Genomic DNA, 21,774 nt, shown 5'->3' on the forward strand with positions numbered 1-21,774 from the left:
GAAGCCTATCTGATCAGCAAGGTTATAGAGTGGCGAGAACGCTTGACACAGTGGTCGCAAACAATCGGGGCGAACCTCGACTTCCTGCCACATCTTGGCTTGCTTCTCTTCGCCTATGTGCTTGCTTTGCCGATCGGTTGGGACCGAGAAAAGCATGAGAGAAGTGCTGGCCTCAGGACCTTTCCTCTGGTGGCCATCGCAAGTTGTGGTTTCATCCAGGCCGCCGAACCCCTCATCATCGGCAATGCAGAAGCCACGGCCAGGATCGTCGAAGGGTTGATTACTGGAATGGGCTTTATTGGAGGTGGGGCTATACTCGTGGTAAAGGCAAGCGTGCGCGGTACTGCGACTGCGGCGAGCCTGTGGGCGACAGGCGCAATCGGCACTGCCGTCGGTCTGGGATCCTTCGACACGGCAATCGTGCTCTCTCTCGTCACATTTCTGACGCTTCGCGCAATGGCAAACGTTAAAGAAGGGGATGTTGGCCACGGCGAGGACAAAAAGTAATTGCGTCAGATTCTGACAATGTTCATGTAAAAGACAGATTATTATATGTATAGAATCTTATTCGTCGGTTTCGTACAGTCAGTAATTTCCGCGAGTTGTTCGTCGGAGTGCCTATAAGGCATTCACACTCGGGGTATACCTCTAAAGTTCAGACAGGATATGCGCAGACTGACCGGCTCCTTTAAATTGACGGCTTAGTTTAATGAGGGGCGAGGGATGTATGCAAGATGGACGCGCCGCTGCCGATCTACAGCCGTGGAGTTGAGCGTGTAGATGACCACCGAGTGACGAACGGTACCGTGTGCGGTTCCGGACCGGCTCGTCTTGGCGTGATGTGCCGGAACGCTATGGTCCGCGCATGACGCCTCAACATCGCGCTTGTCGCGCTGGCGGAAGGCGGGCGTCTGGGATCGACTTCTTGGCGCTATTTCCGGCGTTTCCAAAGAACACGCGGACGTTTATGCCAAGGGCGTGCGCCGCGGCGACACGCTTGTGACCGCAAAGGTCGACGACAGCCTCCACGCGGAAGCCGAAGCCATTCTTCGCAAGTCGAACTTGGTAGATCCGGAGCAGCGGCGCGCAGCCAATGCCGAGGGTGGCTGGACGCGCTTTGACGACGCGCTGGATTCCTATGGTCCGGCGGAAATCGAGCAGGAACGCCTTCGCTACAGGCGATACGCTTTAAACGAGAAGGCCGGCAATTGCTGGCCTTTTCATTTTTGCTCGCATTGCTGTCGGGGTTGCGACCCAGTCTTGACCGCTCGGGATGTCGGAAGGGTTAGGGGCGATTGAGCATCTCACTTACTTTTTTGGCAAACGAGTCGATTGCGAATGGCTTCGTGATCATCTCCATGCCTGGTGCGAGGAAATCAGCGCGCGATGCCGCAGTCGCAGCGTAGCCGGTGATAAAGAGAATTTTCAGCGAGGGGCGGACTGCGATCGCGAACTCCGCCAATTGCCTGCCATTTAGCCCGGGCAACCCGACATCAGAAACCATGAGGTCAATGCGTCCCTTGCCTTCGATGACCGGCATTGCCTCTGCGCCATCGATAGCTTCGATCACCCGATATCCAAGTTCCTTCAGGAGATCAACGACGAGCATGCGGACAGAATCGTCATCTTCGATGACCAGCACCGTTTCCCCTTCGCCGCGGGGTGCGGCTACTCCTTGCTCGATAGTGCCCTCATCCGATACCCTCTCATCGAGGCTTCTCGGTAGGTAGAGCTTAATTGTCGTTCCGAGACCGAGCCGGCTATAGATATGCACATGTCCGCCAGATTGCTGGGCGAACCCATAAATCATCGAAAGACCAAGACCCGTTCCCTGGCCAATTGGCTTGGTGGTGAAGAACGGGTCGAACGCCTTCTCGATCGTCGCTTCAGACATGCCGATACCGGTGTCGCTGACGGCGAGTACGACATAACTTCCCGGCTGCAACGTCTCGCCCTGGGCTGTATCGGCTGCGGAAAGGAATACGTTGCTCGCCTCGATGGTCAGTTTGCCGCCTTCTGGCATCGCGTCACGTGCGTTGATAACGAGGTTGAGAACAGCACTTTCCAACTGGTTCAGATCTGTGACGGCCTTCCAGGTATCCGGAGCAAGGTTCGTGAGCAGTTCGACCTGCTCGCCCAAGGTGCGGCGGAAAAGATCTTCCATAGACGCCACGAGGCTGTTCACGTCGACCGGCTGGCGGTCAAGGGGTTGCCGGCGGGAAAAGGCGAGCAGGCGATGGGTGAGGGCGGCCGCGCGTTCGGCGGACGACGTCGCCGCGTTGATGAATTTGTCCAGTTCATCCAGGCGATTGGCTGCGATGCGTCTCTTGATTAGTGACAGCGCGCCGATCACGCCCGTAAGCATGTTGTTGAAATCGTGTGCGATGCCGCCGGTAAGCTGCCCGACGGCCTCCATTTTCTGCGCTTGGCGCAATTGCGCTTCAGTCTGTTCGAGAATGGCCCTCTGTTCCTTCTCGACTGTCACGTCGCGGCCATAGGCGAAGATCCGGTCGTCCTCCCTCGCCGTTCTCCAGGAAATGGAGCGTGGCGTTCCGTTCGCGTGAGACAGGCGGATTTCGAGATCGTTGTAGACGTTCTCGGCCGCTTTGCGCATTTCCGCGCGCACGAGATCAGCATCCTCGGGCCAGACAAAGTCGGCGATCGGCCGGCCGATGACGTCGTCCGGATCATGGCCGAGAACCTCGACCCACGCCGGGCTTACATCGCGAAACACGCCGGCGATGTCGAGCACCGCGAGAAGGTCGCGGGAATTATTCCAGACGCGGTTACGCTCCCGCATGCTTTCGCGCGCGAGCTTGGCGAGGGCTTCGTTGGCCGCGTGCAGGCTTTCCTGGGTGCGCTTGGCATCGGTGATATCGAAGATCACCCCAACATAACTGCGACCGCTGCTCTTCATGTCGTCGACATATTCGCCGCGGCGTGCCAGCCAGCGCTCGGCGCCGTCATCGGCGCGCGTAACGCGAAACTCTATGTGCCGATCATTTTGGAGGGCATTCGGATCGTTGAGGTCAATTACCCGTTCGTCGCCCGGGTGGATGAGATCGTTCAACGTTCCGATGGGAAGGACGCGCGTCGGATGCAGGCCGAACAGTCGGCAGAACTGTTCTGAAACACTAATCGTGCCATAGCCGACAATATGCTCGAAGGTGCCGATCCCCCCTGCCGACTGGGCGATCCGAAGCTGCTCGCTGAACCGCTTCTGCTCGGTGATGTCGACCAGCATGCCGCTGAACTTCAAGGGATCGTCATTCGCATCGAGGATCGTCTGGCCGCTGGCATGCACCCAGCGGTATCCACCGTCATTGCGGCGAAGCCTGTATTCCTTGGAGAACACCTCCGACCCGGCCAGCATGCCGGCGACGGCGAGCTTCACCCGCTTGAGATCGTCCGGATGAATGGAGGCGAAAAAACGGTCAGGCGAGGTTCCGTCCGCGAGTGCAACGGGGTCTTGGTGCGTGATCGCTGCAAATCGTGCGTCTGCAAAGAAACGCTTGCGCTGAATATCCCATTCCCATCCGCACGTCTCACCGGCCGCATCCAGGGTCAATTGCAAGCGGCGGCGGGCATGTTCGAGTTCGCTTTGGACGCGACCCAAAGCGTCCGTTGCCTCGCCCCTATCCTCAGTCATGACAAACGCCGATACGCATCCGCGCCCTTCACTCGTTTTCCGTCATCACGCGATCGATGAATGCAGCGATGAGCTGTTTGAGGTTCTTCAGGGACGGCAGGTCCATGATCATGGCGATATAGCCGCGGATGTCCCGTTCCCGGACGGAGAAGTTGATGTAGAGGAACAGCACGAAGTTCTCTTCGCCGCCGCTGACAAGGGTCTCGAAAAGTAGCGCGCTGTCCCCGCGCCGAACGTTGGGCAACGACATTTTCAGCGTGTGCTGCAGCATGTTCGCCATCGAACCGAGACAGCCATTGAGGATGACATTGCCGGTCTCGGCAAGCGCCTCGTCTTCCATCTCGATCAGGTCGGCTTCGGCCATCTCAACGCCAACGATGGCGCGAATGAGAGACAGCCCGTTGCTTTCAGGGAAAATGAGCAGCGCCCGGCCGGAGAACGGACCTTCAAACTGCTGTTGCACGGCGATCAGGGTTTCGCTTTCACGCTGCCCGATCAGCGAAGCCGCCGATTTCCGCGTAACGACCTCGACTGATGGCACCGACAGGATAACCTGCTGGTTGACCATCTTGCGCAGACTTGCCGCAGCCCGGCTGACCCCGATGTTGACGAGTTCGGTGAGCGCGTCGCGCTCGAGTTCATCGAGCTCCAGGGTACTACCGCTCATGCTCCGGCCTTTTTAAGCCGGAGCGCTGCTCCGGAAAGAAAGCCGGCCAGGGCTTCCTGTGTGACCGGCTTTGCGACAAAGGTAGCATTTAGCGCGCGAACACCAGCGATGATCTCGTCCTGAACGTTGGCCGTAATGACGGCGATCGGCATATTGGGACGCATAGCCCGAAGCTCCGACGCCAGTTCCAGGCCATCCTTGTCCGGCATGTTGTAGTCTAGCACGGCGATGTCGATCGGCTGCTCCGCAACGATCGCCAAGGCTTCAGCGGCGTTGTTAGCCTCGATGCGCTGCCATTCGGGCTGCAGCGCCGCAAGCGCCTTGCCCGCTACGATCCGGGCCAGTTTGCTGTCGTCCACGAGGAGGACTGTAATCGTCATTTCGCACTCCGAATAGTCGCCGTAACCTGCCGATCACGAGCCTCAACTACACATATTTGTATGACCAGGGGTTAGCAAGTTTTACGTCCGCTCTCCCCGGTTTTCGTCAAGATAGCTATGCAGCGCCGGCAGCACCTGGCCTGCAGCAAAGGGTGATGCCGGCGTGCCGCTAACGACGGGCTTGAACACCATCAGGGCCTGCCAGAGAGCCGTATGGATGGTCGTGGCGGCGCCTAGATCCACCGGCAGGTCGGGCCGGCGCTCCAGATACCCGACGAGGTCTTCGACCTCTTCGACGCCGCACGCCCCCGTCAGCGTGATTGCGTTTTCCTCCAATGTGACCGTCATTGGATAAGCTCCTCCAGATTCAGCACCAACAGAACCTTTCCGTCGCCCAGCAGTGTCGTGCCCGCGATGCCCGGAACGCCCTTGAGAAGGCCCGTCAGCGGCCGTGTCAACGTTTCCGCGCGCTCGGCGATTGCGTCGACGGCGACGCCGATTAGATCGGCTCCTGACCGCACGATGAGGACCTTGAGATCGTCGGACGGAGCTTCCGAAGAAGGCAAGCTCAGGAGGTCCGACAGACGGAGCAGCGGGACAGTTCGATTGCGCAGGACGAAGGCACAGCCAGACTTGACCGGCTGAATGGCACGCATCGGCAATTTCTGGGTCTCGACGACGTCGGAGATCGGGATGCCGTACCGTTCGCCGCCGACCTTGACGACCATCAGCTGCGCCATCGAAAAACTGACCGGCAACCTGAGCTTAAACGTGGTGCCGGATCCGACCGTGCTCTGCAGGTCTAGCGTGCCGCCGAGGCCTTGAATGGAGCGCTGCACGACATCGAGGCCTACGCCGCGCCCCGACAGATCCGTCACGGAAGCGGCGGTGGAAAAGCCGGGCATAAAGGCGATTTGCAGGATGTCCCGTTGTGACAGTGTCGCCGCCTGGCCTTCGGTGAGAAGGCCCCTGGCGATCGCAGTCGCCTTCACGCGCTGCGGATCCATGCCGCGGCCATCGTCCGAGACCTCGATCTCGATCTGGTCGCCGCGCTGGCAGGTGCGCAGGACGATGCGGCCGCGCGCCGGCTTGGATTGTCGAAGGCGGTCCGCCTCCGTTTCGATGCCATGGTCGAGGCCATTGCGGATGAGATGCAGCAGCGGCTCGAACAGGTTCTCGACGATTTCGCGGTCGGCTTCGACAGTCTCGCCTTCGATGACCAGATCGACGGTCTTTCCCACCTTCGAGGATGTGTCCCGGACAAGGCGTGGAAAGCGGCGGAAGGTCTGTTCGAGCGGGATCATGCGTGCTCGCATCACGGCGCCGTAGAGTGAGGCGACGAGACGCTCGATTTCGGCGTGGCTCGCCGCGATCTGTCTTGCAAGAGGACCGTTGCCGTGGTTGCGGACATCGTCCGCGAGCGGAGCGAGCCCGTTCTTGGCGATGACCAGTTCGCCGGCAATTTCGATCAGCCTGTCGATCCGGGCCGCGTCGATCCGCAGGGTCGAACCCGGCCGCATGGAGGCGTTGTCCGAAACGGCGGCCGACATCGCTCTGCCGGCCGCCCCGGAGATGGGCACCAGTGTCACCTGGTCGGGGATGAGGCGGAAGACGGCGTCGACGTCGGCAAGAGAACCGGCCGACACGGCTTCGATCCGCAGATTGGAGCGAAAGGGATCGTAGGCGCCGGGCGCGGGCGCTGGTTCCCTGAGGGAAAGCGAGAGGTGCCGGATGGCGGGCAGGCGTGCCATCGTCGCCAGTGGGTCATCGCCATTGAAGAAACATTCAGGGTGCGGTTCGTACCGTATCGCAACGACGGTCTCGTCATGGCCCGACGCCGCGACGCGCTGCTGCAGGGATGCTGCCCAGTCGGGAATGGATGCCGGGGCGCCACCTGTCGCGTCGATGTCAGGCCCGGCCGGTTCCGCCGACAGAAGCCCGAGCAACCGCGCGGCTTGCCTCTCCTGCGCCTCCGGCAGACGTCCCGCCTGCGAGATGCCGTCGATACTGTCGTCAACCCATGCGATCACGGCAAGAAGAGGCTCGATGAGATCGGCGTCGATAAGGATTTTTCCTGCGCGGGCCTGGGAAAGGAGGTCTTCGGCGCGATGCAGGACGCGCAGCATCGGGCCAAATTCGAATAGCGCGGCGGAGCCCTTCAACGTGTGGAACGCCCGGAACGCGCCTTCCAGTTGGTCGCGACCCACCGGGTTGTCTTCAAGCGAAAGCAGGTCCTCCGACGCTTGCTGCACGAGCTCGCGCGCCTCGATGGCGAACTGGGCGATCAGCTCATCCATTCGCCCGTCCCCGTCTCTCGGTAAACGATGGCATCCGGGAAGCGCACCGGTTCGAAGGTCTCCGAAATGCGCGACATGGATTCCGTGTGGCCAAGGCAGATATAGCCGCCGGGTTGGAGCAGCGCATGCAGGTTGTGCGCGGCCGTCTCTCGGGCCGCCTCGTCGAAATAGATCAAGAGGTTTCGGCAGAAGATCACGTCGAAGCGGCCGAGTGCCGCCAGGCTCTGCCGGTCGATGATATTGCCCTTGGCAAAGGTCACGGATTCGCGCAGGTCGCCGATCAGCCGCCGCTGCTGGTCCTCTTCCGGCTCGAAGTATCGCTCCAGGATATCCGCTGGAAGGCGCGAGAGGGACCGTTGTCCGAAATAGCCCTCGACCGCCTGCTGCAAGATGGCGGTATCGATGTCCGATCCGACGATCTCGATATTGTAGGCATCGACAAGATGCCAGTTCTCAAGCAGCCAGAGCGCGATCGAATAGGGCTCCTCACCGCTGGAACAGGGCATGGACCAGATGCGGATACGGTCACCCGCACCTTTCAAGCGGATGATTTCAGGCAAGATGGAATTGCTCAGGCAGGCGAGCTGGTGCTGTTCGCGGTAGAAATAGGTCTCGTTGACCGTGAAACTGTTGATCAGCAGCTCGGTCTCGCGCCTGTCGCCGCGCAGAAGCGAGATATAGTTCCTCACCGTTTGTGCCTTGCGCTGACGGATCAGGTCGGTGACGCGGCGCTCGATATAGTAGCGCTTGGTCTCGCCGAACACCATGCCGCTGCGTTTGTAGATGATGGTGCAGATTTCTTCTAGGTCCGCCGCCGAAAGCTGCGGCGCAAGGTCAGTAGGGACGGGTGGGGGAGGTGCCATTAGCAAACCCGATCCAGAAGGCAGGCGCCGATCTCGTCGACCCGCCTGATTTCGCTGGCACCGTCGAGCCGGACCAATTCCCCCGGCATGCCCCAGACCACGGCCGTTTCCTCGGCCTCGGCGATCGTGTAGCCGCCGGCAGCCCGCAACGCGGTCATCGCGGCAGCACCGTCGTCGCCCATACCGGTCATCAGCACGCCGATCAGATCGCCCGGCGGGACGTGTTTCATCGCCGACTGCACCATCCGATCGACACTCGGATGCCATCGGTAGCCGGGATCGCTCGGGGCCGGTAAGGCGACAAGAGACCCTGAGCGGTACGACACGAGGATATCGGCGTCGCCCTTGGCGATGTAGATATTCGCGGGCTCGATGCGCGTCTGCTCGGTCACTTCGCTGACCTTCATTGCGCATAACTTGTCCAGGCGGCGGGCGAAGGGACCGGTGAAGGATCCCGGCATGTGCTGCGCCACAAGGATCGGCCAGTCGAAATCTTCCGGCAGGCGGGCGAGGACCGCGTCCAGTGCCGGCGGTCCGCCGGTCGAGGCGCCGATCAGCACAAGACCCCGTTTGCCGGACCGAACATATTCGACGCGTTCCGGGCGGCGACTATGCGCGCTGGCGGTCGGACGGTTTACGGGTCTTTGCGCCAGACGGACGCGTTCTGCCAGCCGCAGGCTGCGGCGGATGCGCACGGCGGCGGCGGTGCGAACCTTCTCGACGAGGCGCGGCGTCAGCGCGTCGATCTCGAGCGAAATCGCGCCGGCCGGCTTGGCGATGAAATCCACGGCGCCGATCTCTAGTGCCGTAAGCGTCTCCTCGGCACCATCGGCGGTCAGGGCAGACACCATGACGACAGGGCAGGGATGTTCGAGCATGATGCGGTCGAGGCAGGTCAGGCCGTCCATCGAGGGCATATGGACATCGAGGGTGACGACGTCCGGCCGGAAGCGCGCGATGATCTCGAGGGCCTCGACGCCGTCGCGGGCGAATTCGATCTCGAAATCGCCTTCGGCACGGAAGATCTGGCCCATCAGTTTCCGCATCAGGGCGGAATCCTCGACGATCAGGAGACGGATCACGGACCACCCGCCAGGGTGTCGTCAACAGTCATCGCGGCGACGATATCCCGTTCGGCGCGGGTCAGGAGCTCCTGAGGATCGATCAGAAGGATCATGCGGCCATCGGATTCGATATGTGCGATGCGATCGAAGACATCCGTCTGATCGGAGGAGAATTCCGGTGCCGCGGAGAGGTCGGCCGATGACACGGCTTTCACTTCCGAAACGCCATCGACGACGAAGCCCGCCTGGAGGGATCCGAGCGTCAGAATGATCGCGCGCGCCTTTGCCGTCGCAGGTGTCGCCGACGTCGCGAAGCGCGTGCGCTGGTCGATCAGCGGAATGGCCTTGCCGCGCAGATTGATGACGCCTATCACGAAACCCGGCGCGCCGGGCATGCGGGTGATCTCGCCCGGAATACGGATCACTTCGTCCACTGAAGCAATCGGCAGGCCATAGGCTTCATCTCCGAGCTGGAAAATTAGCAATTGCTCGATCGCATCGTGCGTGCCAGGCATCACCTTCACGGATTGCACTCCTGTGTTGTGTTCGATCGCCTGCGTGACGGCATGGTGGCCGAAAAGTTTGTCCGGGGACAGGATGGATATCAACAGGCCGTCTTCGGCAATCCGGCCGATCGCGGCGATCTGCCCGTCGCTGCGCCCGCGCTGCAGCACGGCGGGCACGGCATCGATCGCGTGTTCCGGCAGACGTCTGATGACATCGAGCTCGTCGACGGCGAGGCCGATCCGCTCGCCCTCATGCTCGACGATGATCATGTAGCGGCCCTTTTCCACCGGATGCCTGATTCCAAGGAGTGCAGCCAGGGACATGAGCGGCAGAACGCCGTAACGCATCTGAACAAGTCCGATCAGCGCACTTGCCGCGTTGGGGGGCGCCGCGGTTTCGTCGGCAAGCAAGCTGACCTTGCGGATGTCCTTCAGCGGCAGGCCGTAAAGCTGGCCGGCCACATGAAACGATAGCAAGGCCGTCAGCGTCTGGGCCGATAGCTCCACGCTGTCGGCCCCAGCGGACTTGCCTCTGTCCACCGGATTGCGCCGGGCGACCTTGAAGGACGCATCGAGCAGATCGCCCAGTCCGTGCAGGGGTATTGAGGCGTGGTCGGCGGACAGGCGAAGGACATCGTCGACAAGAAGGCCGACCGCTCCGCCGTGGTCGTAGACGATAATCCTGCCGTCACCCCAGTGCGTGTCCGGCCCGCAATCCATGATCCGGCGCATCGAGAGTACCGGCAGGGGGCGCCCGCGCAGGTTGGCGATGCCGGCCAGTGCGGCCGGACCGTGCGGCACGCGGGTGATGGCGGGCACTCGCATCACCTCGACCACCCGCCGCGCGTCGATATTGTGGCGCTGCTCCCCAACCTGGAAGACCAAGCGTCGCTCATCTGTTTCGGCCTTGGTAGAGGACCCCATCATGATCTCAGGTTCCGGAAATCTGCAATTCGTCCGCCAGGGACGCGATTTCCTCGACTGCCGCGGCAAGGTCTTCCGCGCCGCGCGACTGCTCGCGTGCGGCGGTTGCGGCCTGTTGCGACGCGGCGCTGGCCTCCTGTGCGACCGAGGCAATCTGCTGGGTTCCCGACTGTACTTGTTTGGCGGCGACGCGAATTGCCTGCGCAGCCTCGAGGATTGACGTATTGCCGCGTGCCATTAGGTTCACATCGGCTTCCGCGGCGCCGAGGCGTTCGGCAATGAGCTTGCTCTTGGCAATCTCGGCCTCGCAAGCCGTCACAATCATGTCGAGTTCGCGTTGAACGACTGCGATCTGGCTTTGGAGCAGACGCACGATGTCCTTGACGCCATCGATGTTTTCAGCCGCATCCTGTGCGAGCCTGCGGATGTCAGTCGAGACGATCGCAAAGCCGCGCCCCGCATCGCCCGCCCTTGCCGCTTCTACCGAACCGCTAACGGCGAGCATGCTTGTCTGCACAGCCACGAGAACGATCCGGTCCACCGTGCGCTCGATCTGGAAACCGATTTCGCCCAGCGAAGCCAGATCGGCCAATGCGTCGCGCGTAACGGCAAGCGCATCGCCAATGCCGGCCGCAATTTCGTTGAGGCCGGCTTTGTTCTTGCCGACCAGAGTCCTGATCTCTTCCGCCCGAACGCTCGCCTCCCCGGCATTTTGTTGGGCATGCGCGGCGCTTTTCTCGATCTGCGCCATCGCGGCATTGGCTTGCTGGGTCGCGGCGGCCTGGGCCTCCGCGCCACGGCTAATCTGCTCGATCGCGATGAGGATTTCCCCGGCCGCGCCCGACAGTTCCTGCACCGTAGCAGACAGCTCTTCCGCAGCCGAACTCAGCTCTTCAGTCCGGGAACCGCGGCCCGTGTCGTTCATCAGGTCATCGGCAAGGACGGCGAGAGCCTGTGCGGTCTGCTGGCTCTCTTCGAGCGCGGAACTCTGCTGTTCGACCGCCCGTTGCGCCTGCGCTGCCGCAGCCGATTGCTGCTCGGCGGCGGCGGCAACGGTTTCCGCGCCTTTCTGCGCCTCGCGCGTTGCGACTTCAGCCTCGACCGCCGCGATAAGGACGGCCTGGCTGTTCGCCGAGAGGTTCGTCAGACCGGAGCGAACGGCATGAAGCTCGTCGGTGACCGTCTGCCCGGTCTTTGTCTGGGCCTGGGCCTTCTCTGCCGCTGCGGCAATTCTCGCGGCAATTCGCGCAACACCGCCGACGATCGTTTCCGCATGTTGGCTGACGTCGCGCGAGCCGCGTTCGGCAATTTCGGCAAGCGCGCGGACCTCGTCTGCGACGACGGCAAAGCCGCGGCCATTCTCGCCGGCGCGGGCCGCCTCGATGGCCGCATTAAGGGCGAGCAGGTTCGTCCGGTCCGAGATGTCGGCGACGGCCACGGTGGTCGCACCGATGTTTTCTGCCTGGGATTGAAGCTTGGCGATGACGGCGACAGATGCAGTCTGCCGGGAGGCATTGGCCTCGATCGCCGAAATTGACGACTCAATCTGCGCGGCGGATTCGAAGATTGACCCTTGAAGCTTCTCCGTGCGGCCGCGCGCGGCTTCGGCCTCGGAGCGGGCTTCGGAAAACCGGGTGAAGAGGTGCGTCGTCGCGGATAGAGATTCATGCGCCGCGCCTGCGGCCTCTTCCGCCCCGCTTGCGATCTGCTCCAAGGCGCGCCGGAGTTCTTCCGACGCCGATGCCGCCTGGGCGACCCCGGTTGCCAGTTCTTCAGTAGCGGCGCCGATGCGCTCCGCTGCCTTTTGCCGGCGAAGACGGGAGCGATCCTGCGACCGGCGCGAGGCGGCAGCCTTCCCATCGGAGGCGGTCGGGGGCTCAATTTGAGTGGTTTTGGCCGATGAAGCCTTTGCGCCCAGTTGAGATGTCTTCACCAGTGCCATGGACGATCCGATATCTTGAGGGTAGGCAGGCGACGGGAGAGATATTGTGCACGACGAGGCTGCCTATTAGTCGTATTTTTATGGCTTAAAGGTCGAGGCAACGCAATCAATACCGGCCTATTGGAATAGATGCTCTTTGATATGGTTTATGATGCGGCCGATTTCGTAGGGTTTTGAAAAAAATAGAAACTGGTCCGACACGTCACTGAGAGGCACTTTCAAATATCCCGATGTTAGCAAAATCGCGACATCAGGGCGTAGCTCGCGCACCGCTTTCGCCAACTTCAATCCATCCATCGAGCCCGGCATATCGATATCTGTAAAAAGGGTATCTATCTCAGGATGCGCCTCCAGAAGTCCCAGTGCCTCTTCGGCGTTGCTTGCTTCGAACACATGAAAATCAGCGTCCCGCATATCTTCCACGACGCTCATTCGAATGAGGAAATCGTCTTCGGCGATCAGAACGATGGGCGGTTCACTTGTCATAGTAATATCTCGGCATAGTCCTCATCCAGTTCCGTGCCCAACGGCAGCACATTGCATTTGTTCCTGCGGAGTGAACGTTCCCTGTTTTCTTCTCAAAGGCTTACCGATTCGGCCGCAAGTGACCTGAGGGGAATTCGATATTGCGCGCCGATCGGTTTCGCGGCTGAAACAGATCCTCGCAAAAAGCATGTGTGTAGCATGTCGGATCTCGAAATCACGCCCTCCACATTCGTCATCGATACGATGTCTTCATCCTTCTCGAGATCTGCAACATTCTGCGGGACGCGGGGTTTCGCGCGCTTGCGACGGATGTCGAGAGATCGATGTTCCAGTTGGAGCGGCATCAGGCCGATATCGGCCCGCGACGGCTTCGATCTCCGCCTCGAGGCGTCAGAAACTTGGCCAGCGCGCATGGCGTCTGGCGGAACCTACTCGATAACCGCCGGGGACAGCGCCAACATTGAGAGCTGACGAGCGCGCAACTGCAGTTTTTGGAACTCTAGAATGGCGAGTCCTCCGGACGCGCAATGAAGCATTCACGCCGTCAGGCGTCCAGCTCGCTCTTGGGGCTGACGTTGCCGGCGGCGAAACCTACCGGCAAAAGCGGCGTTGTCCGGTCTATGGCAACTCATTCCAAGGTGACGATTGTGAACCAAGGCACGGCTACAACAGACGGTGAGCTTCACAGCATCATCGATAAGAAGTTGACCGCTTTCATGTGCGAGATGCAGGAGGCTGGCTGGGGCGCCGAGGACGTCGCCTTCGCGATTGATGTCGTCTTGAAGGAAAGGTGGAACGACCGGGCTGTGGCGCATCGGGCCGCCCGCGACGAGATCCCGAAAGACTTTGTCTCCGATGGAAATAAAGGCTGACCCATCTCGGCGCATTCGGAAGCAATGATCATGGCAATAAGGTTTCAGGTTGTCGCGCTGAGCTCGATGACCCCTCGGAGAAAACCGGCGTGACGAGCCGACACTACTCTATCCGGACGCGTTGAAAACCGCGCAAGCGTTGAAGGCTCAGGGAACGGCGTTTCGCGTCTCTACGGATGGGGTTTCGACCGACGACCATTGGCGCGCGTTCCGCGAGCTCGGCGGCGTGGAATAGTCGACGTTCCGTCACTTTAGGTATCAGCCATGCCCGTACCAGGTATATGTACCATCGTCCTGGAAGGGCGTTCGCGAATGTCTGGCCTGGAACCGGCTCTCCGCGATCAACGACGCCTTCCCCAGGAGATCGCGCAGTCGACGGGTGTCTTCGTCGACCTGGCGAAGAACCTCCTCGAGCAGGTTCGCTGCCGTTGTGTGTGTCGGCTCGACGTTCACCGCACAGGCCGGCGCCACGGAGACGCGCGTTCCGACGCGGTCCTGAAACTGGGCGAGGATACTACCAGCAAACGATAGCGCCCCTCGCACGTCGCCGCGGGGCTCCGTTGCGATCACAAGCCTGAATGCGCTGATGAGCGAAGATTTACTTGCCGGCAGGCAACGTGCGTCGAGAATGTCGTTTCTCGGTCGCTCCAGTCGCAGGAAGGTCAGAAAGGTTTCGACGAGGTCGTGCGCCTTGGCGAGGATTTCGCTGTCCGACCATTCGGTCTCGGGATCGGAGGGGTTTCCATATGCTCTGGCCACGCGCTGTTCTCCGGTTTCGAACAGGTAATGTCGCTGGACAGCAAAAGGTTTCGAGCAGCATGTCAATGAAGATCTGGTCAAGCTGGCCCGGGTGGCACAGAACGTGGCCACTCTTTCCGAGGGCGAGAAGCTCCGCCTGCTCGGCCGCGCCTATGTGACAATAGCGGAAGGCCGGCGAGTGCTGGGAGAACTTGCGCGTCGTGAGGAATCCGCGGACGCCATGGACCTCATTTACGCAAGCGGAATGCCCGTGCACGTCCACGACGACGAAATGAAGGCTATCCCGCTCGAAGCGGCCAAGGCCATTCGGGAGGTTGAAGGTGCGATCGCAGCAAAAGGCGGCATAGAGCCACCAGGGGCGTCAGCGACGAAAGATCGGTGACGTCCGCCTGCTTAGATCGCGCGGACGTTTTCCGCTTTGGATTTTCCGGTCTTGCGGTCCTGGCCAATGTCGTAGCTGACCTTCGTCGCGTCGCGAAGCGGGCCACCTGACAGCACGGCCGAAACGTGGACCAGGACATCCGTTTCGCGGTTGTCCGGAGTGATGAAGCCAAAGCCCTTGTCCTGGTTGAAAAACTTGACCGTGCCGATCGCCATGTAAGCCTCCTAAACGGAGCGGCGGGAGCGCTGCGCTAACCATATCCGGCGCCGATTTTGATCGCAACCACGCTGCCCATTTGCGCGCGGAACAACCATCGCGCAGGTGTGTTTTTCATGTCGGCGCCGGCAAACCATTCTCGGTTGCCGTAAGCATCGACGTCGCGGGAGATAAACGTAATGACCAATATACGAGCGAAGGGCTTCGACAGCCCGGCCCAGTTGCGCGAACATCTCGCCGAGCTGGAGGAGGAGGGCCTTGCCGAGGATCCAGTCGTTGGGAACGAACATGCATCAGCCCACCAGCAAATTGAGGCTCTTCGGCGGGAAGTTGCCGATCTGCGCGCCCGATTGACCGCGAGCCGAAAGCAGACCGACGGGATGGATGCCCGGCCTTCGCGTGGCGACGTACACCCATGGCTCAGGGTTCTGGGCACGGCCGCCACGACCTATCTCCTCGGCCGGCTTGTGCAGCGTCTCCGTCTTGGCGGCTCTTGCGCGGCCGCCTTGCCGATGATCGCCTCGCAGATCGAACGCAGGATCTTGTGAGGCGGGTCATGGCTGAGAAGCTCTCGACCTACAAAAAGAAGCAGGATTTCAAGCAGACGCAGGAGCCGAGTAGCTCGACGGCCGTCAAGTCCTCGAACCGGCAGAACAGCTGGTGCTTCAGTCGCAGCGCCTGGCCGAAGGCGCCGCCGACGAAACTGTTCTTCACGACTACTTTGCCCGGGTCGAGGCCGAAGACGCCGCAGATATAGTCGCGGCTATTCTGCGAGCCCTGCGTCTTGTCGTGGATGTTCATCGCGCCGTCCGTGTCGAGGACAACGGTGGAGGCGAAGAGCTCCATCGGGTTGTACGCCTCCGCGCTCATTGGGCGTGTCTTTTTGTCAAAACGCAATTCGTACGCAGCATTAACCAAAATGGTTCAGGTTAATGTCTCCTTGGTCACAGCTCATTGTGAAGGTGCGCGCAAACTCTTATTTCTCTCAAAAGGTTCCCGTGGAACGATTCTAAGGTGCCTTAAGGGGAAGATATGAGCGCTGGGATTTTTGAGCCCTCGGAACTTGCGGATATGCGCGAGGTATTCAAAGAGATCACCTCGCAGCCGTGGTTCAGTCGCGATCCTGGAGCCAAGAAGGCTTTCGCGAGATATATGCTCGACGCGTATCCCGGCGGCACGTTCAATTCGGCCACGGATAAGCCTGTACTTGAGGCGACCGCAAGAGCGCACTACGGGCGTGACGGCGTATAGACCGCGCGCGCCGGTTCATGGTTGCCCGCTGGCCAAGTGCCCTATGTTCCGTTGCTCGTAAACACCAAGAGGAGGGCGACTTGAACAGCGAAAAATTGGATCAGCCTATCGATCGCGGAACAAAGGCACGCTGCCCTGCCGGTTCGGTCTGGGGCGACCTCAATGAAACGAAGAGGTTCGTCGAAGAAATGGCTGAGGCGGAGCGAAGAGCGCGGCACGAGAAGACGCTGGCTTTGCGTGCTCTGCGCCTCTCTCAGGTGGTCTCCAAGAAGCCAAGGGAACCGACAGGACCGTAAACGCTGTACTCTGTTGCACTGACCAAACCTCTTGCCCCGCCCAGTGCGGGGCATTTCTTTGGAAGCTTGGAGGCAGGGCAAATCTTGCAGAGTGTGGCGGTACGCTGAGTTAAGTCACTCGAGGAAACAGAGCCTTCATACGGAACAGTGCTGCCTGCGCCAGCATTCTGCTTGCGAAGATGGAGGCTGCCATGACCAAACCCGCAAATGACAAATCGACCATGTCGACGCCAACTGTCGAGGACCCCCATCCCGGCAGTATCTCTGATGGCCCACATCCCGCAGCGACCGAGCATTCACCATTGGGATCAAACCACAATAGCGGCAAGGCCGGATCACACATTACCGGCGTGGGCAAGCCCAAACACCGGCCTCATGTCAAAAATGGCAAAAGCCGTGTCAACACCGAAGCGCCAAGGCACCCCACCAAATCTGCTTATGGCTCATGAGCGAAGGCTAGTTTGATGGGACGATTTTTTTTCAAAATCCAGGATCAAGAAGGCGTGCTACAGCCTGACCGCGGCTTCGACTTCCCAACCTTGGACGGTGCCATAGAAGAAGCTAGGAAACTACTGGCCGAGATGGCGGTCGATGGACTTCCCAACGGACCAGTCGACAGTATCGCGGTTGAGCTGCAGGATGCCAACCGAGTTCCGATTATTACCGTGCGATTGGTCCTCGAAACAATACCTCATGGAGATCGACAGCTGTAGACCGAGCTATGCAGACCTCGAAGACATTCTTTTCAGACGCCAGGACGACCGTCTTCGTTCAACAACGGGCGGATAACCCCTAGCACTTCGGACATGGACGGCGACCCGACACAATCGCTTCAGCCAAGCCCACTCATCAGACGACGATACTCTGCTTCCGGCCGTCCATAAGAATCTTGCGCGAACTCCTCAAGTCCTGCACGATCCCTTATTACGACGCTGCCGCGTGATGAGCGAATGAAGCCGTCGCCTTCGAGAACGTGCAGCGCGGTTGTGACACTCGGCCTTCTGACGCCTAGCAGGACGGCGAGGAGTTCGTGCGTGACCGCCATCTCGTCGCTTCGTGAACGGTCGTGGCACATGAGAAGCCAGCGCGCGAGCCGCTCGTTGACGTCGTGCACCGCGTTGGATACGGCCGTATGTGCCAGCTGCACGGCGAACCCCTCCATTGAGCGGTTCATGATTTGCACGAAAGGCTTGCTGTGGTCCATCCAGCGGCGAAAATCGTCAAAATCCATGCTGTAGCCCTCCGCGTCGATCTGGACCGCCACATCATAGGAACTGACGCGCGCGCCCGTGACGGCAGCTGTGGGAATGTAACCATCGAAACCGAAGATGCCCGCCTCCGCACGTCTGCCTTTCGGGGTCGTGATTACGACGGACCCTATGCCGGAGGTCAGAAAATATATGGCATCAATCGGCTGGTCCCGAATCGCCAGCACGGTCCCTTTCGAGAAGAAGCCATATTTAAGATCGGCCGCCAGCACCTCGAAGTCGATAGCGGGCAGGAGCTGCAAGAGGTTGTTAGCAGGGGCAGAGGGCAACGACGCGGACATGTCCATGCCTCCCGTTCTTGGATCGAAGCAATGACCAGCACGTGGATAAATCGTTTATGAATGGTGCCGCCATTCTCGCGATGATTACGCCGTTCGACGGGAGACGCAATAGCGAGCGTGGGCGGTAGCATGTACGATTGGGCTAACGCAAATCAGCCGGCCCGAGTTTGCGAGCCGGCCTTTTAAGTCGGCGGCCTCGCAGGTCGAGAACGTCGCCCATAGGGTCTTCGTGCTGGTATCGGACATGGCACCTTCTTCTCTTGTGCAGGAACGAGGCGATGGTTTCAGTTTTTGCGATCAGGCGCTGTCGCGGGTGTAGAACATGCGGGCGGAGGCCTCGATGATCGAACGGTGCTTAACCGGATCGAAGGTGACGGCGGGAAAGGTCTCGAAGAGATACTTGGCAAAGCTCTCCCTGGCGTCCTCAGACGTATCGAACCACGGCTGCGCGGTGAGTTCGTCGAAGATCAACTTCAATGCGCCCAATTCGTCCGGTTCGAACGTTCCCTTGGAAGTGTAGTTGCCCATGCCCGCCTCCTATGTGCGATAGGCGCGAGTCTAGGATCGCATAGGCGCGTTTCAAAGCGGTATCATGGTACGAAATCGTACGGAGAAGTTCTCGTCCACCATGTCGGGGGTGGAAGGCTGTCGCATGCGCCGTTATTCCCGTCACTGCGCGCCGGGGCGGCCGATCTCGTCTTCGAGCATCTTGCGTGCACGATTGACCCGGCTTTTCACCGTGCCGATCTCGCAGTCGCATAGCCGCGCCGTATCGATATAGCTGACACCCATTGCCACAAGCAGCAGTGTACGGCGCGAGCGTGGCGGGATGCGGCCCAGCGCGCAACGCAGTTCGCTGCGGCGAACCGCCCACTCCTGCGGTGCCGTTATGCTGGCCCGTTCGAGAAGCCCATCATCCAGCCCAACAGGCTCCCGGCAGCGCCGACGATATTCGGTGTTGAAGGTGTTGCGCATGATTGTGAAGAGCCACGAACGGAGTTTCGTATCAGGGTGAAACTGGTGTGAGGAACGAAGCGCCCGCATGACGGTTTCCTGGACTAGGTCCTCCCGGTCGCTCGCCGAGCGCGTCAACTGCTGGGCGAACCGCCTCAATGCGGGCAACTGGGCTTCGATCCCGGTGTGAACCGTCTGAGGCACGGATAGAGAGACCACGGCGTCCATTCATTCCTCCATTTCGAAGGGGAACGACGCGGGGTCGCGGAGGTTGCCGTACGGTAGCGTACCGATGTCTGCAGAAAGAAAATGGAACACTTGGCGATTTCGCTGGTCCCTGTCGAAGCAATGACGCTGCGAGGCGACGATGACCCACTACTTTTTTCATATCTGCAGCCGGACGGAGCGGATCGAGGACCGGGAAGGCGCAGATTTCGACACGCTGGAAGCAGCCATAACGGAAGCCCGCCTTGCAGCACGCGAGATTCTGGCCGAGGACCTGCGCAAGGGGCATCTCGATAAAACACGCTTGTTCGAGATTTTCGATGACCGGGGAGATCTGGTGGCGCGGCTGCCCTTCCAGGATGCGTTCAGCTAGCGGGCCGCGACAGGGCGGCACCAATGAGCCGCTCGTATTCCTTCTCGCATTCGCCGTAGGCATCCCGCGCAAATGCCTCAAGGCCTCCCCTGTTTCGCACGCTGACCATACCGCGTTCGGAATAGATGAGCTTTTTGCCCTCAAGCACATGAAGAGCCGTCGTCACGCTTGGGCGCCGGACTGCAAGCATGACCGACATGAATTCATGGGTCAGGCTGATATCGTCTCCGTCCACCCGATCATGGCACATCAAGATCCACCGCGCGAGCCGTTCATCAATGTGGTGCGCCGCGTTGGACAACGCCGTATAGGCCTGCTGGACCGCTAGGGCCTGGGTGTATCGGGAGAAGAGGCTATGCACTTCGCGATCCTCCAGCAGGACCGCTTTTAAGGCTTGGGCGGGAATGCGATAGGCTTCGCCCTGAATTTGCATATGAACAAAAAAGGGATCGGCGTCCACGCCGAGTATTGCCGAAGCCGGACACATGCCATCACGCCCGATGATCCCGATTTCGCTGTGCTGACCTTCCGGCGATCGGACCACCACGGACGCAATTCCGCTCTCGAAGAAATAAGCGAACTCCATCGGCTGATGAGGTGATGAGAGGTGATACGAACGCGGGAGAGGTATCCGCTCCAACTGCGGGGCGAAGCGTTCGAGGCTCGTTTCTGGCAAACGCCGAAGCAGGTTGTTCCTAAACCTGCTCTGCCAAACGTCCACCATCCAACAATCCTATGCGATTCAGCGACCGCATATCTGCCAAAGGCTTCGGTCTCTCCTACACTCAATGGCTGTCCATCTATGATCATAAAATAGATGAGACAACCCGACGGCGGGCCTCGGTACGGAAGCGGACAAAGCATGATTGCCTGGCGCGGCAGATCGGCCCGGCGGCGCGGCACCGGGGTGGCATGCATCGCAGGGGCGGCGCTCATGCGCGCCTCTGGGTCTTCGGGTCGCATCGATCGACAAGGCAAGCTTCGGGAACTGGTTCAAGGAGAGGTACACGGAGACGGGGGTGACAAAGTTAGCGCATGGGCTGCGGAAGCTGAGCGCGACGCTGGCGGCCGAAGGAGGCGCGACACACCAACTGTTCGCCCAGTACGGCTGGACGAACATCGCGACGGCCGAGATTTACACGCGAGGCGTGGACCGGAAGCGGCTCGGCATTGCGGCCAGCCGCATCGTCGCAGATCAAATTGGGAACATAAAAACCCCTCACCCTGAATCAGGTGAGGGAATTATTCCGAAAAACACAATGAAAAAAACACCAAAATAGGTGAATGTTAGGCCGTCATCATCCACCACTTTTCGTAGTAGTTACGCCACATGCCCGTGGCATCGGTCGCGCGGGCGGGTAGGAGAAACCGGGAGAAGATCGTGCGCTCGGCATGGCGGCCCACGACTTCCAGGACTTCTGGCGAGACCCGCTCCATCCAGGCGACTTTCCAGGGCGTGTCTTCAGCGAACATGCGCTGCATATCCACGCAGATATGTCGCCACTCGCCGTATCTCCACTCCCGTTGCTTCGCATCGGATCGGGCATCTTTCGCCGTGAAGGGGACGGGCGGAGAGCCGCTTCTCCGCCCGTTCCGCGTCATGCCGCCTTGGTCTTGCCTTCGCGGTTGACCTTGTCCTCTGCAAGCTGCGTCAGCGCCTGGTCGGTCTTGGTTTCCTCGGCGAGCGTCTGGTCGAGGAGCTTGGCGACGTCGTTCTTGCCAAGCTGAACGGCCCAGGACTTCAACGTGCCGTAGCGGGCGATCTCGTAATGCTCGACGGCCTGAGCGGCGGCGAGAAGGCCTGCATCGAGCGCGGGCGAGCCCTTGAATTCCTCGAGGATCTCCTGACCCTCTTCGAGAATGCCGTCGATGGCCGGGCAGGTCTTGCCGCGCGCCGGCTTGCCGAGAAGCTCGAACACCTGCACGAGTCTCTCGACCTGGCCCTCAGTTTCCTGCAGGTGCTTGTCGAATGCGGCCTTCAGGTCCTGTGCCTCGGCGCCGCGGATCATTTTCTTGAGGCCGGCAATGATCTTGCGCTCGGCGTAATAGATATCCTTGATACCGTCGAGAAACAGGTCTTCCATTGTCTTGGTGGGCATCGAGCTCTCCTGTTGTTGTG

Annotated in this window: 28 protein-coding genes and 4 pseudogenes; 12 read left to right on the forward strand and 20 right to left on the reverse strand. The window is 60.4% G+C overall.

The annotated features are described in order from the left end of the window. The first annotated feature begins 42 nt into the window (after positions 1–42). From AC27VQ_RS23065 to AC27VQ_RS23075, 3 genes and pseudogenes are all read left to right on the forward strand, one after another. On the forward strand, positions 43–507 hold the full coding sequence (locus AC27VQ_RS23065; protein WP_488718146.1) for an MgtC/SapB family protein: 465 nt from the start codon (positions 43–45) through the stop codon (positions 505–507). A 227-nt stretch (positions 508–734) separates the two neighbouring features. After that, a pseudogene (locus AC27VQ_RS23070) lies at positions 735–939 on the forward strand (transposase); the annotation flags it as partial. Then, positions 922–1,182, forward strand: a pseudogene (locus AC27VQ_RS23075) (hypothetical protein); the annotation flags it as partial. The pseudogenes AC27VQ_RS23070 and AC27VQ_RS23075, both read left to right, overlap by 18 nt. A 103-nt stretch (positions 1,183–1,285) precedes the next feature. Here the strand turns inward: AC27VQ_RS23075 and AC27VQ_RS23080 are convergent. The 11 genes and pseudogenes from AC27VQ_RS23080 to AC27VQ_RS23130 form a co-directional block, all read right to left on the reverse strand. Continuing rightward, positions 1,286–3,649, reverse strand: coding sequence for a hybrid sensor histidine kinase/response regulator (locus AC27VQ_RS23080; RefSeq protein WP_488718147.1), 2,364 nt, complete (start codon positions 3,647–3,649; stop codon positions 1,286–1,288). Positions 3,650–3,677: 28 nt separating this feature from the next. Next, complete coding sequence (locus AC27VQ_RS23085) at positions 3,678–4,316, reverse strand: chemotaxis protein CheC (protein WP_488718148.1); 639 nt, start codon at positions 4,314–4,316, stop codon at positions 3,678–3,680. Then, entirely contained in the window at positions 4,313–4,696 is a 384-nt protein-coding gene (locus tag AC27VQ_RS23090; RefSeq protein WP_488718149.1) for a response regulator, read from the reverse strand. The genes AC27VQ_RS23085 and AC27VQ_RS23090 overlap by 4 nt, the downstream gene beginning before the upstream one ends. Positions 4,697–4,777: 81 nt before the next feature. After that, positions 4,778–5,044, reverse strand: a complete 267-nt coding sequence (locus tag AC27VQ_RS23095; RefSeq protein WP_488718150.1) for a hypothetical protein — start codon at positions 5,042–5,044, stop codon at positions 4,778–4,780. Beyond that, complete coding sequence (locus tag AC27VQ_RS23100) at positions 5,041–6,993, reverse strand: chemotaxis protein CheA (RefSeq protein WP_488718151.1); 1,953 nt, start codon at positions 6,991–6,993, stop codon at positions 5,041–5,043. Before AC27VQ_RS23100 ends, AC27VQ_RS23095 begins: the two co-directional genes overlap by 4 nt. Next, positions 6,981–7,856, reverse strand: coding sequence for a CheR family methyltransferase (locus tag AC27VQ_RS23105; RefSeq protein ID WP_488718152.1), 876 nt, complete (start codon positions 7,854–7,856; stop codon positions 6,981–6,983). Before AC27VQ_RS23105 ends, AC27VQ_RS23100 begins: the two co-directional genes overlap by 13 nt. Further along, on the reverse strand, positions 7,856–8,938 hold the full coding sequence (cheB, locus tag AC27VQ_RS23110; protein WP_488718153.1) for a chemotaxis-specific protein-glutamate methyltransferase CheB: 1,083 nt from the start codon (positions 8,936–8,938) through the stop codon (positions 7,856–7,858). Before cheB ends, AC27VQ_RS23105 begins: the two co-directional genes overlap by 1 nt. Further along, complete coding sequence (locus tag AC27VQ_RS23115) at positions 8,935–10,311, reverse strand: chemotaxis protein CheW (protein WP_488718154.1); 1,377 nt, start codon at positions 10,309–10,311, stop codon at positions 8,935–8,937. The genes cheB and AC27VQ_RS23115 overlap by 4 nt, the downstream gene beginning before the upstream one ends. Positions 10,312–10,357: 46 nt before the next feature. Further along, on the reverse strand, positions 10,358–11,275 hold the full coding sequence (locus tag AC27VQ_RS23120; protein WP_488718186.1) for a methyl-accepting chemotaxis protein: 918 nt from the start codon (positions 11,273–11,275) through the stop codon (positions 10,358–10,360). A 255-nt stretch (positions 11,276–11,530) separates the two neighbouring features. Next, positions 11,531–12,292, reverse strand: a pseudogene (locus AC27VQ_RS23125) (methyl-accepting chemotaxis protein); the annotation flags it as partial. Positions 12,293–12,409: 117 nt separating this feature from the next. Continuing rightward, entirely contained in the window at positions 12,410–12,778 is a 369-nt protein-coding gene (locus tag AC27VQ_RS23130) for a response regulator (protein ID WP_488718155.1), read from the reverse strand. Between the two features lie 527 nt (positions 12,779–13,305). Here AC27VQ_RS23130 and AC27VQ_RS23135 point away from each other — a divergent pair. After that, on the forward strand, positions 13,306–13,650 hold the full coding sequence (locus tag AC27VQ_RS23135; RefSeq protein ID WP_488718156.1) for a hypothetical protein: 345 nt from the start codon (positions 13,306–13,308) through the stop codon (positions 13,648–13,650). Positions 13,651–13,908: 258 nt separating this feature from the next. Here AC27VQ_RS23135 and AC27VQ_RS23140 read toward each other — a convergent pair whose 3' ends face one another. Then, on the reverse strand, positions 13,909–14,409 hold the full coding sequence (locus AC27VQ_RS23140; protein WP_488718157.1) for a hypothetical protein: 501 nt from the start codon (positions 14,407–14,409) through the stop codon (positions 13,909–13,911). Positions 14,410–14,512: 103 nt separating this feature from the next. Between AC27VQ_RS23140 and AC27VQ_RS23145 the strand changes: the two genes are divergently transcribed. Next, complete coding sequence (locus AC27VQ_RS23145) at positions 14,513–14,791, forward strand: hypothetical protein (RefSeq protein WP_488718158.1); 279 nt, start codon at positions 14,513–14,515, stop codon at positions 14,789–14,791. Positions 14,792–14,802: 11 nt separating this feature from the next. Here AC27VQ_RS23145 and AC27VQ_RS23150 read toward each other — a convergent pair whose 3' ends face one another. Beyond that, positions 14,803–15,006, reverse strand: coding sequence for a cold-shock protein (locus tag AC27VQ_RS23150; RefSeq protein WP_488718159.1), 204 nt, complete (start codon positions 15,004–15,006; stop codon positions 14,803–14,805). A gap of 180 nt (positions 15,007–15,186) precedes the next feature. Between AC27VQ_RS23150 and AC27VQ_RS23155 the strand changes: the two genes are divergently transcribed. Further along, positions 15,187–15,555, forward strand: a complete 369-nt coding sequence (locus AC27VQ_RS23155; RefSeq protein WP_488718160.1) for a hypothetical protein — start codon at positions 15,187–15,189, stop codon at positions 15,553–15,555. A gap of 28 nt (positions 15,556–15,583) precedes the next feature. On the opposite strand, the gene AC27VQ_RS23160 is transcribed toward AC27VQ_RS23155, so the two are convergent. After that, positions 15,584–15,877 carry a molybdopterin cofactor-binding domain-containing protein gene (locus AC27VQ_RS23160; RefSeq protein ID WP_488718161.1) on the reverse strand — a complete coding sequence of 98 codons (294 nt, stop codon included), beginning with the start codon at positions 15,875–15,877 and terminating at the stop codon, positions 15,584–15,586. Between the two features lie 162 nt (positions 15,878–16,039). Here AC27VQ_RS23160 and AC27VQ_RS23165 point away from each other — a divergent pair, with 162 nt between their 5' ends. From AC27VQ_RS23165 to AC27VQ_RS23180, 4 genes are all read left to right on the forward strand, one after another. Continuing rightward, a complete protein-coding gene (locus AC27VQ_RS23165; RefSeq protein WP_488718162.1) occupies positions 16,040–16,258 on the forward strand; it encodes a hypothetical protein in 219 nt (72 codons plus the stop codon). 80 nt (positions 16,259–16,338) lie between these two features. After that, complete coding sequence (locus AC27VQ_RS23170; protein WP_488718163.1) at positions 16,339–16,554, forward strand: hypothetical protein; 216 nt, start codon at positions 16,339–16,341, stop codon at positions 16,552–16,554. Between the two features lie 191 nt (positions 16,555–16,745). Further along, positions 16,746–17,003 (forward strand): hypothetical protein, encoded by a 258-nt coding sequence (locus AC27VQ_RS23175; RefSeq protein WP_488718164.1) that lies wholly within the window; start codon positions 16,746–16,748, stop codon positions 17,001–17,003. A 15-nt stretch (positions 17,004–17,018) separates the two neighbouring features. Further along, positions 17,019–17,267, forward strand: a complete 249-nt coding sequence (locus AC27VQ_RS23180; protein WP_409530388.1) for a DUF6894 family protein — start codon at positions 17,019–17,021, stop codon at positions 17,265–17,267. Positions 17,268–17,386: 119 nt separating this feature from the next. Here AC27VQ_RS23180 and AC27VQ_RS23185 read toward each other — a convergent pair whose 3' ends face one another. The 3 genes from AC27VQ_RS23185 to AC27VQ_RS23195 all read right to left on the reverse strand — a co-directional run bounded on the left by AC27VQ_RS23185 (position 17,387) and on the right by AC27VQ_RS23195 (position 19,285). Further along, positions 17,387–18,103, reverse strand: a complete 717-nt coding sequence (locus AC27VQ_RS23185; protein ID WP_488718165.1) for a Crp/Fnr family transcriptional regulator — start codon at positions 18,101–18,103, stop codon at positions 17,387–17,389. Positions 18,104–18,400: 297 nt separating this feature from the next. Beyond that, positions 18,401–18,631 carry a hypothetical protein gene (locus AC27VQ_RS23190; protein ID WP_421590416.1) on the reverse strand — a complete coding sequence of 77 codons (231 nt, stop codon included), beginning with the start codon at positions 18,629–18,631 and terminating at the stop codon, positions 18,401–18,403. Positions 18,632–18,772: 141 nt separating this feature from the next. Further along, complete coding sequence (locus AC27VQ_RS23195; RefSeq protein WP_313529736.1) at positions 18,773–19,285, reverse strand: sigma-70 family RNA polymerase sigma factor; 513 nt, start codon at positions 19,283–19,285, stop codon at positions 18,773–18,775. Positions 19,286–19,424: 139 nt separating this feature from the next. On the opposite strand from AC27VQ_RS23195, the gene AC27VQ_RS23200 reads away from it, so the two are divergent. Then, positions 19,425–19,655 carry a DUF6894 family protein gene (locus tag AC27VQ_RS23200; RefSeq protein ID WP_313529738.1) on the forward strand — a complete coding sequence of 77 codons (231 nt, stop codon included), beginning with the start codon at positions 19,425–19,427 and terminating at the stop codon, positions 19,653–19,655. On the opposite strand, the gene AC27VQ_RS23205 is transcribed toward AC27VQ_RS23200, so the two are convergent. Further along, positions 19,648–20,379 carry a Crp/Fnr family transcriptional regulator gene (locus AC27VQ_RS23205; protein ID WP_421590418.1) on the reverse strand — a complete coding sequence of 244 codons (732 nt, stop codon included), beginning with the start codon at positions 20,377–20,379 and terminating at the stop codon, positions 19,648–19,650. The two genes, AC27VQ_RS23200 and AC27VQ_RS23205, sit on opposite strands and share 8 nt — an antisense overlap. 295 nt (positions 20,380–20,674) lie before the next feature. On the opposite strand from AC27VQ_RS23205, the gene AC27VQ_RS23210 reads away from it, so the two are divergent. Next, a complete protein-coding gene (locus AC27VQ_RS23210; RefSeq protein ID WP_488718166.1) occupies positions 20,675–20,935 on the forward strand; it encodes a hypothetical protein in 261 nt (86 codons plus the stop codon). Between the two features lie 13 nt (positions 20,936–20,948). Here the strand turns inward: AC27VQ_RS23210 and AC27VQ_RS23215 are convergent. Both AC27VQ_RS23215 and AC27VQ_RS23220 read right to left on the reverse strand, forming a co-directional pair. Further along, positions 20,949–21,137, reverse strand: a pseudogene (locus AC27VQ_RS23215) (cysteine hydrolase); the annotation flags it as partial. Between the two features lie 116 nt (positions 21,138–21,253). Next, positions 21,254–21,754 carry a YciE/YciF ferroxidase family protein gene (locus AC27VQ_RS23220; protein WP_488718167.1) on the reverse strand — a complete coding sequence of 167 codons (501 nt, stop codon included), beginning with the start codon at positions 21,752–21,754 and terminating at the stop codon, positions 21,254–21,256. Positions 21,755–21,774: the final 20 nt, after the last annotated feature.

The sequence above is a fragment of the Shinella sp. 20P9.1.1 genome, from assembly GCF_057798995.1.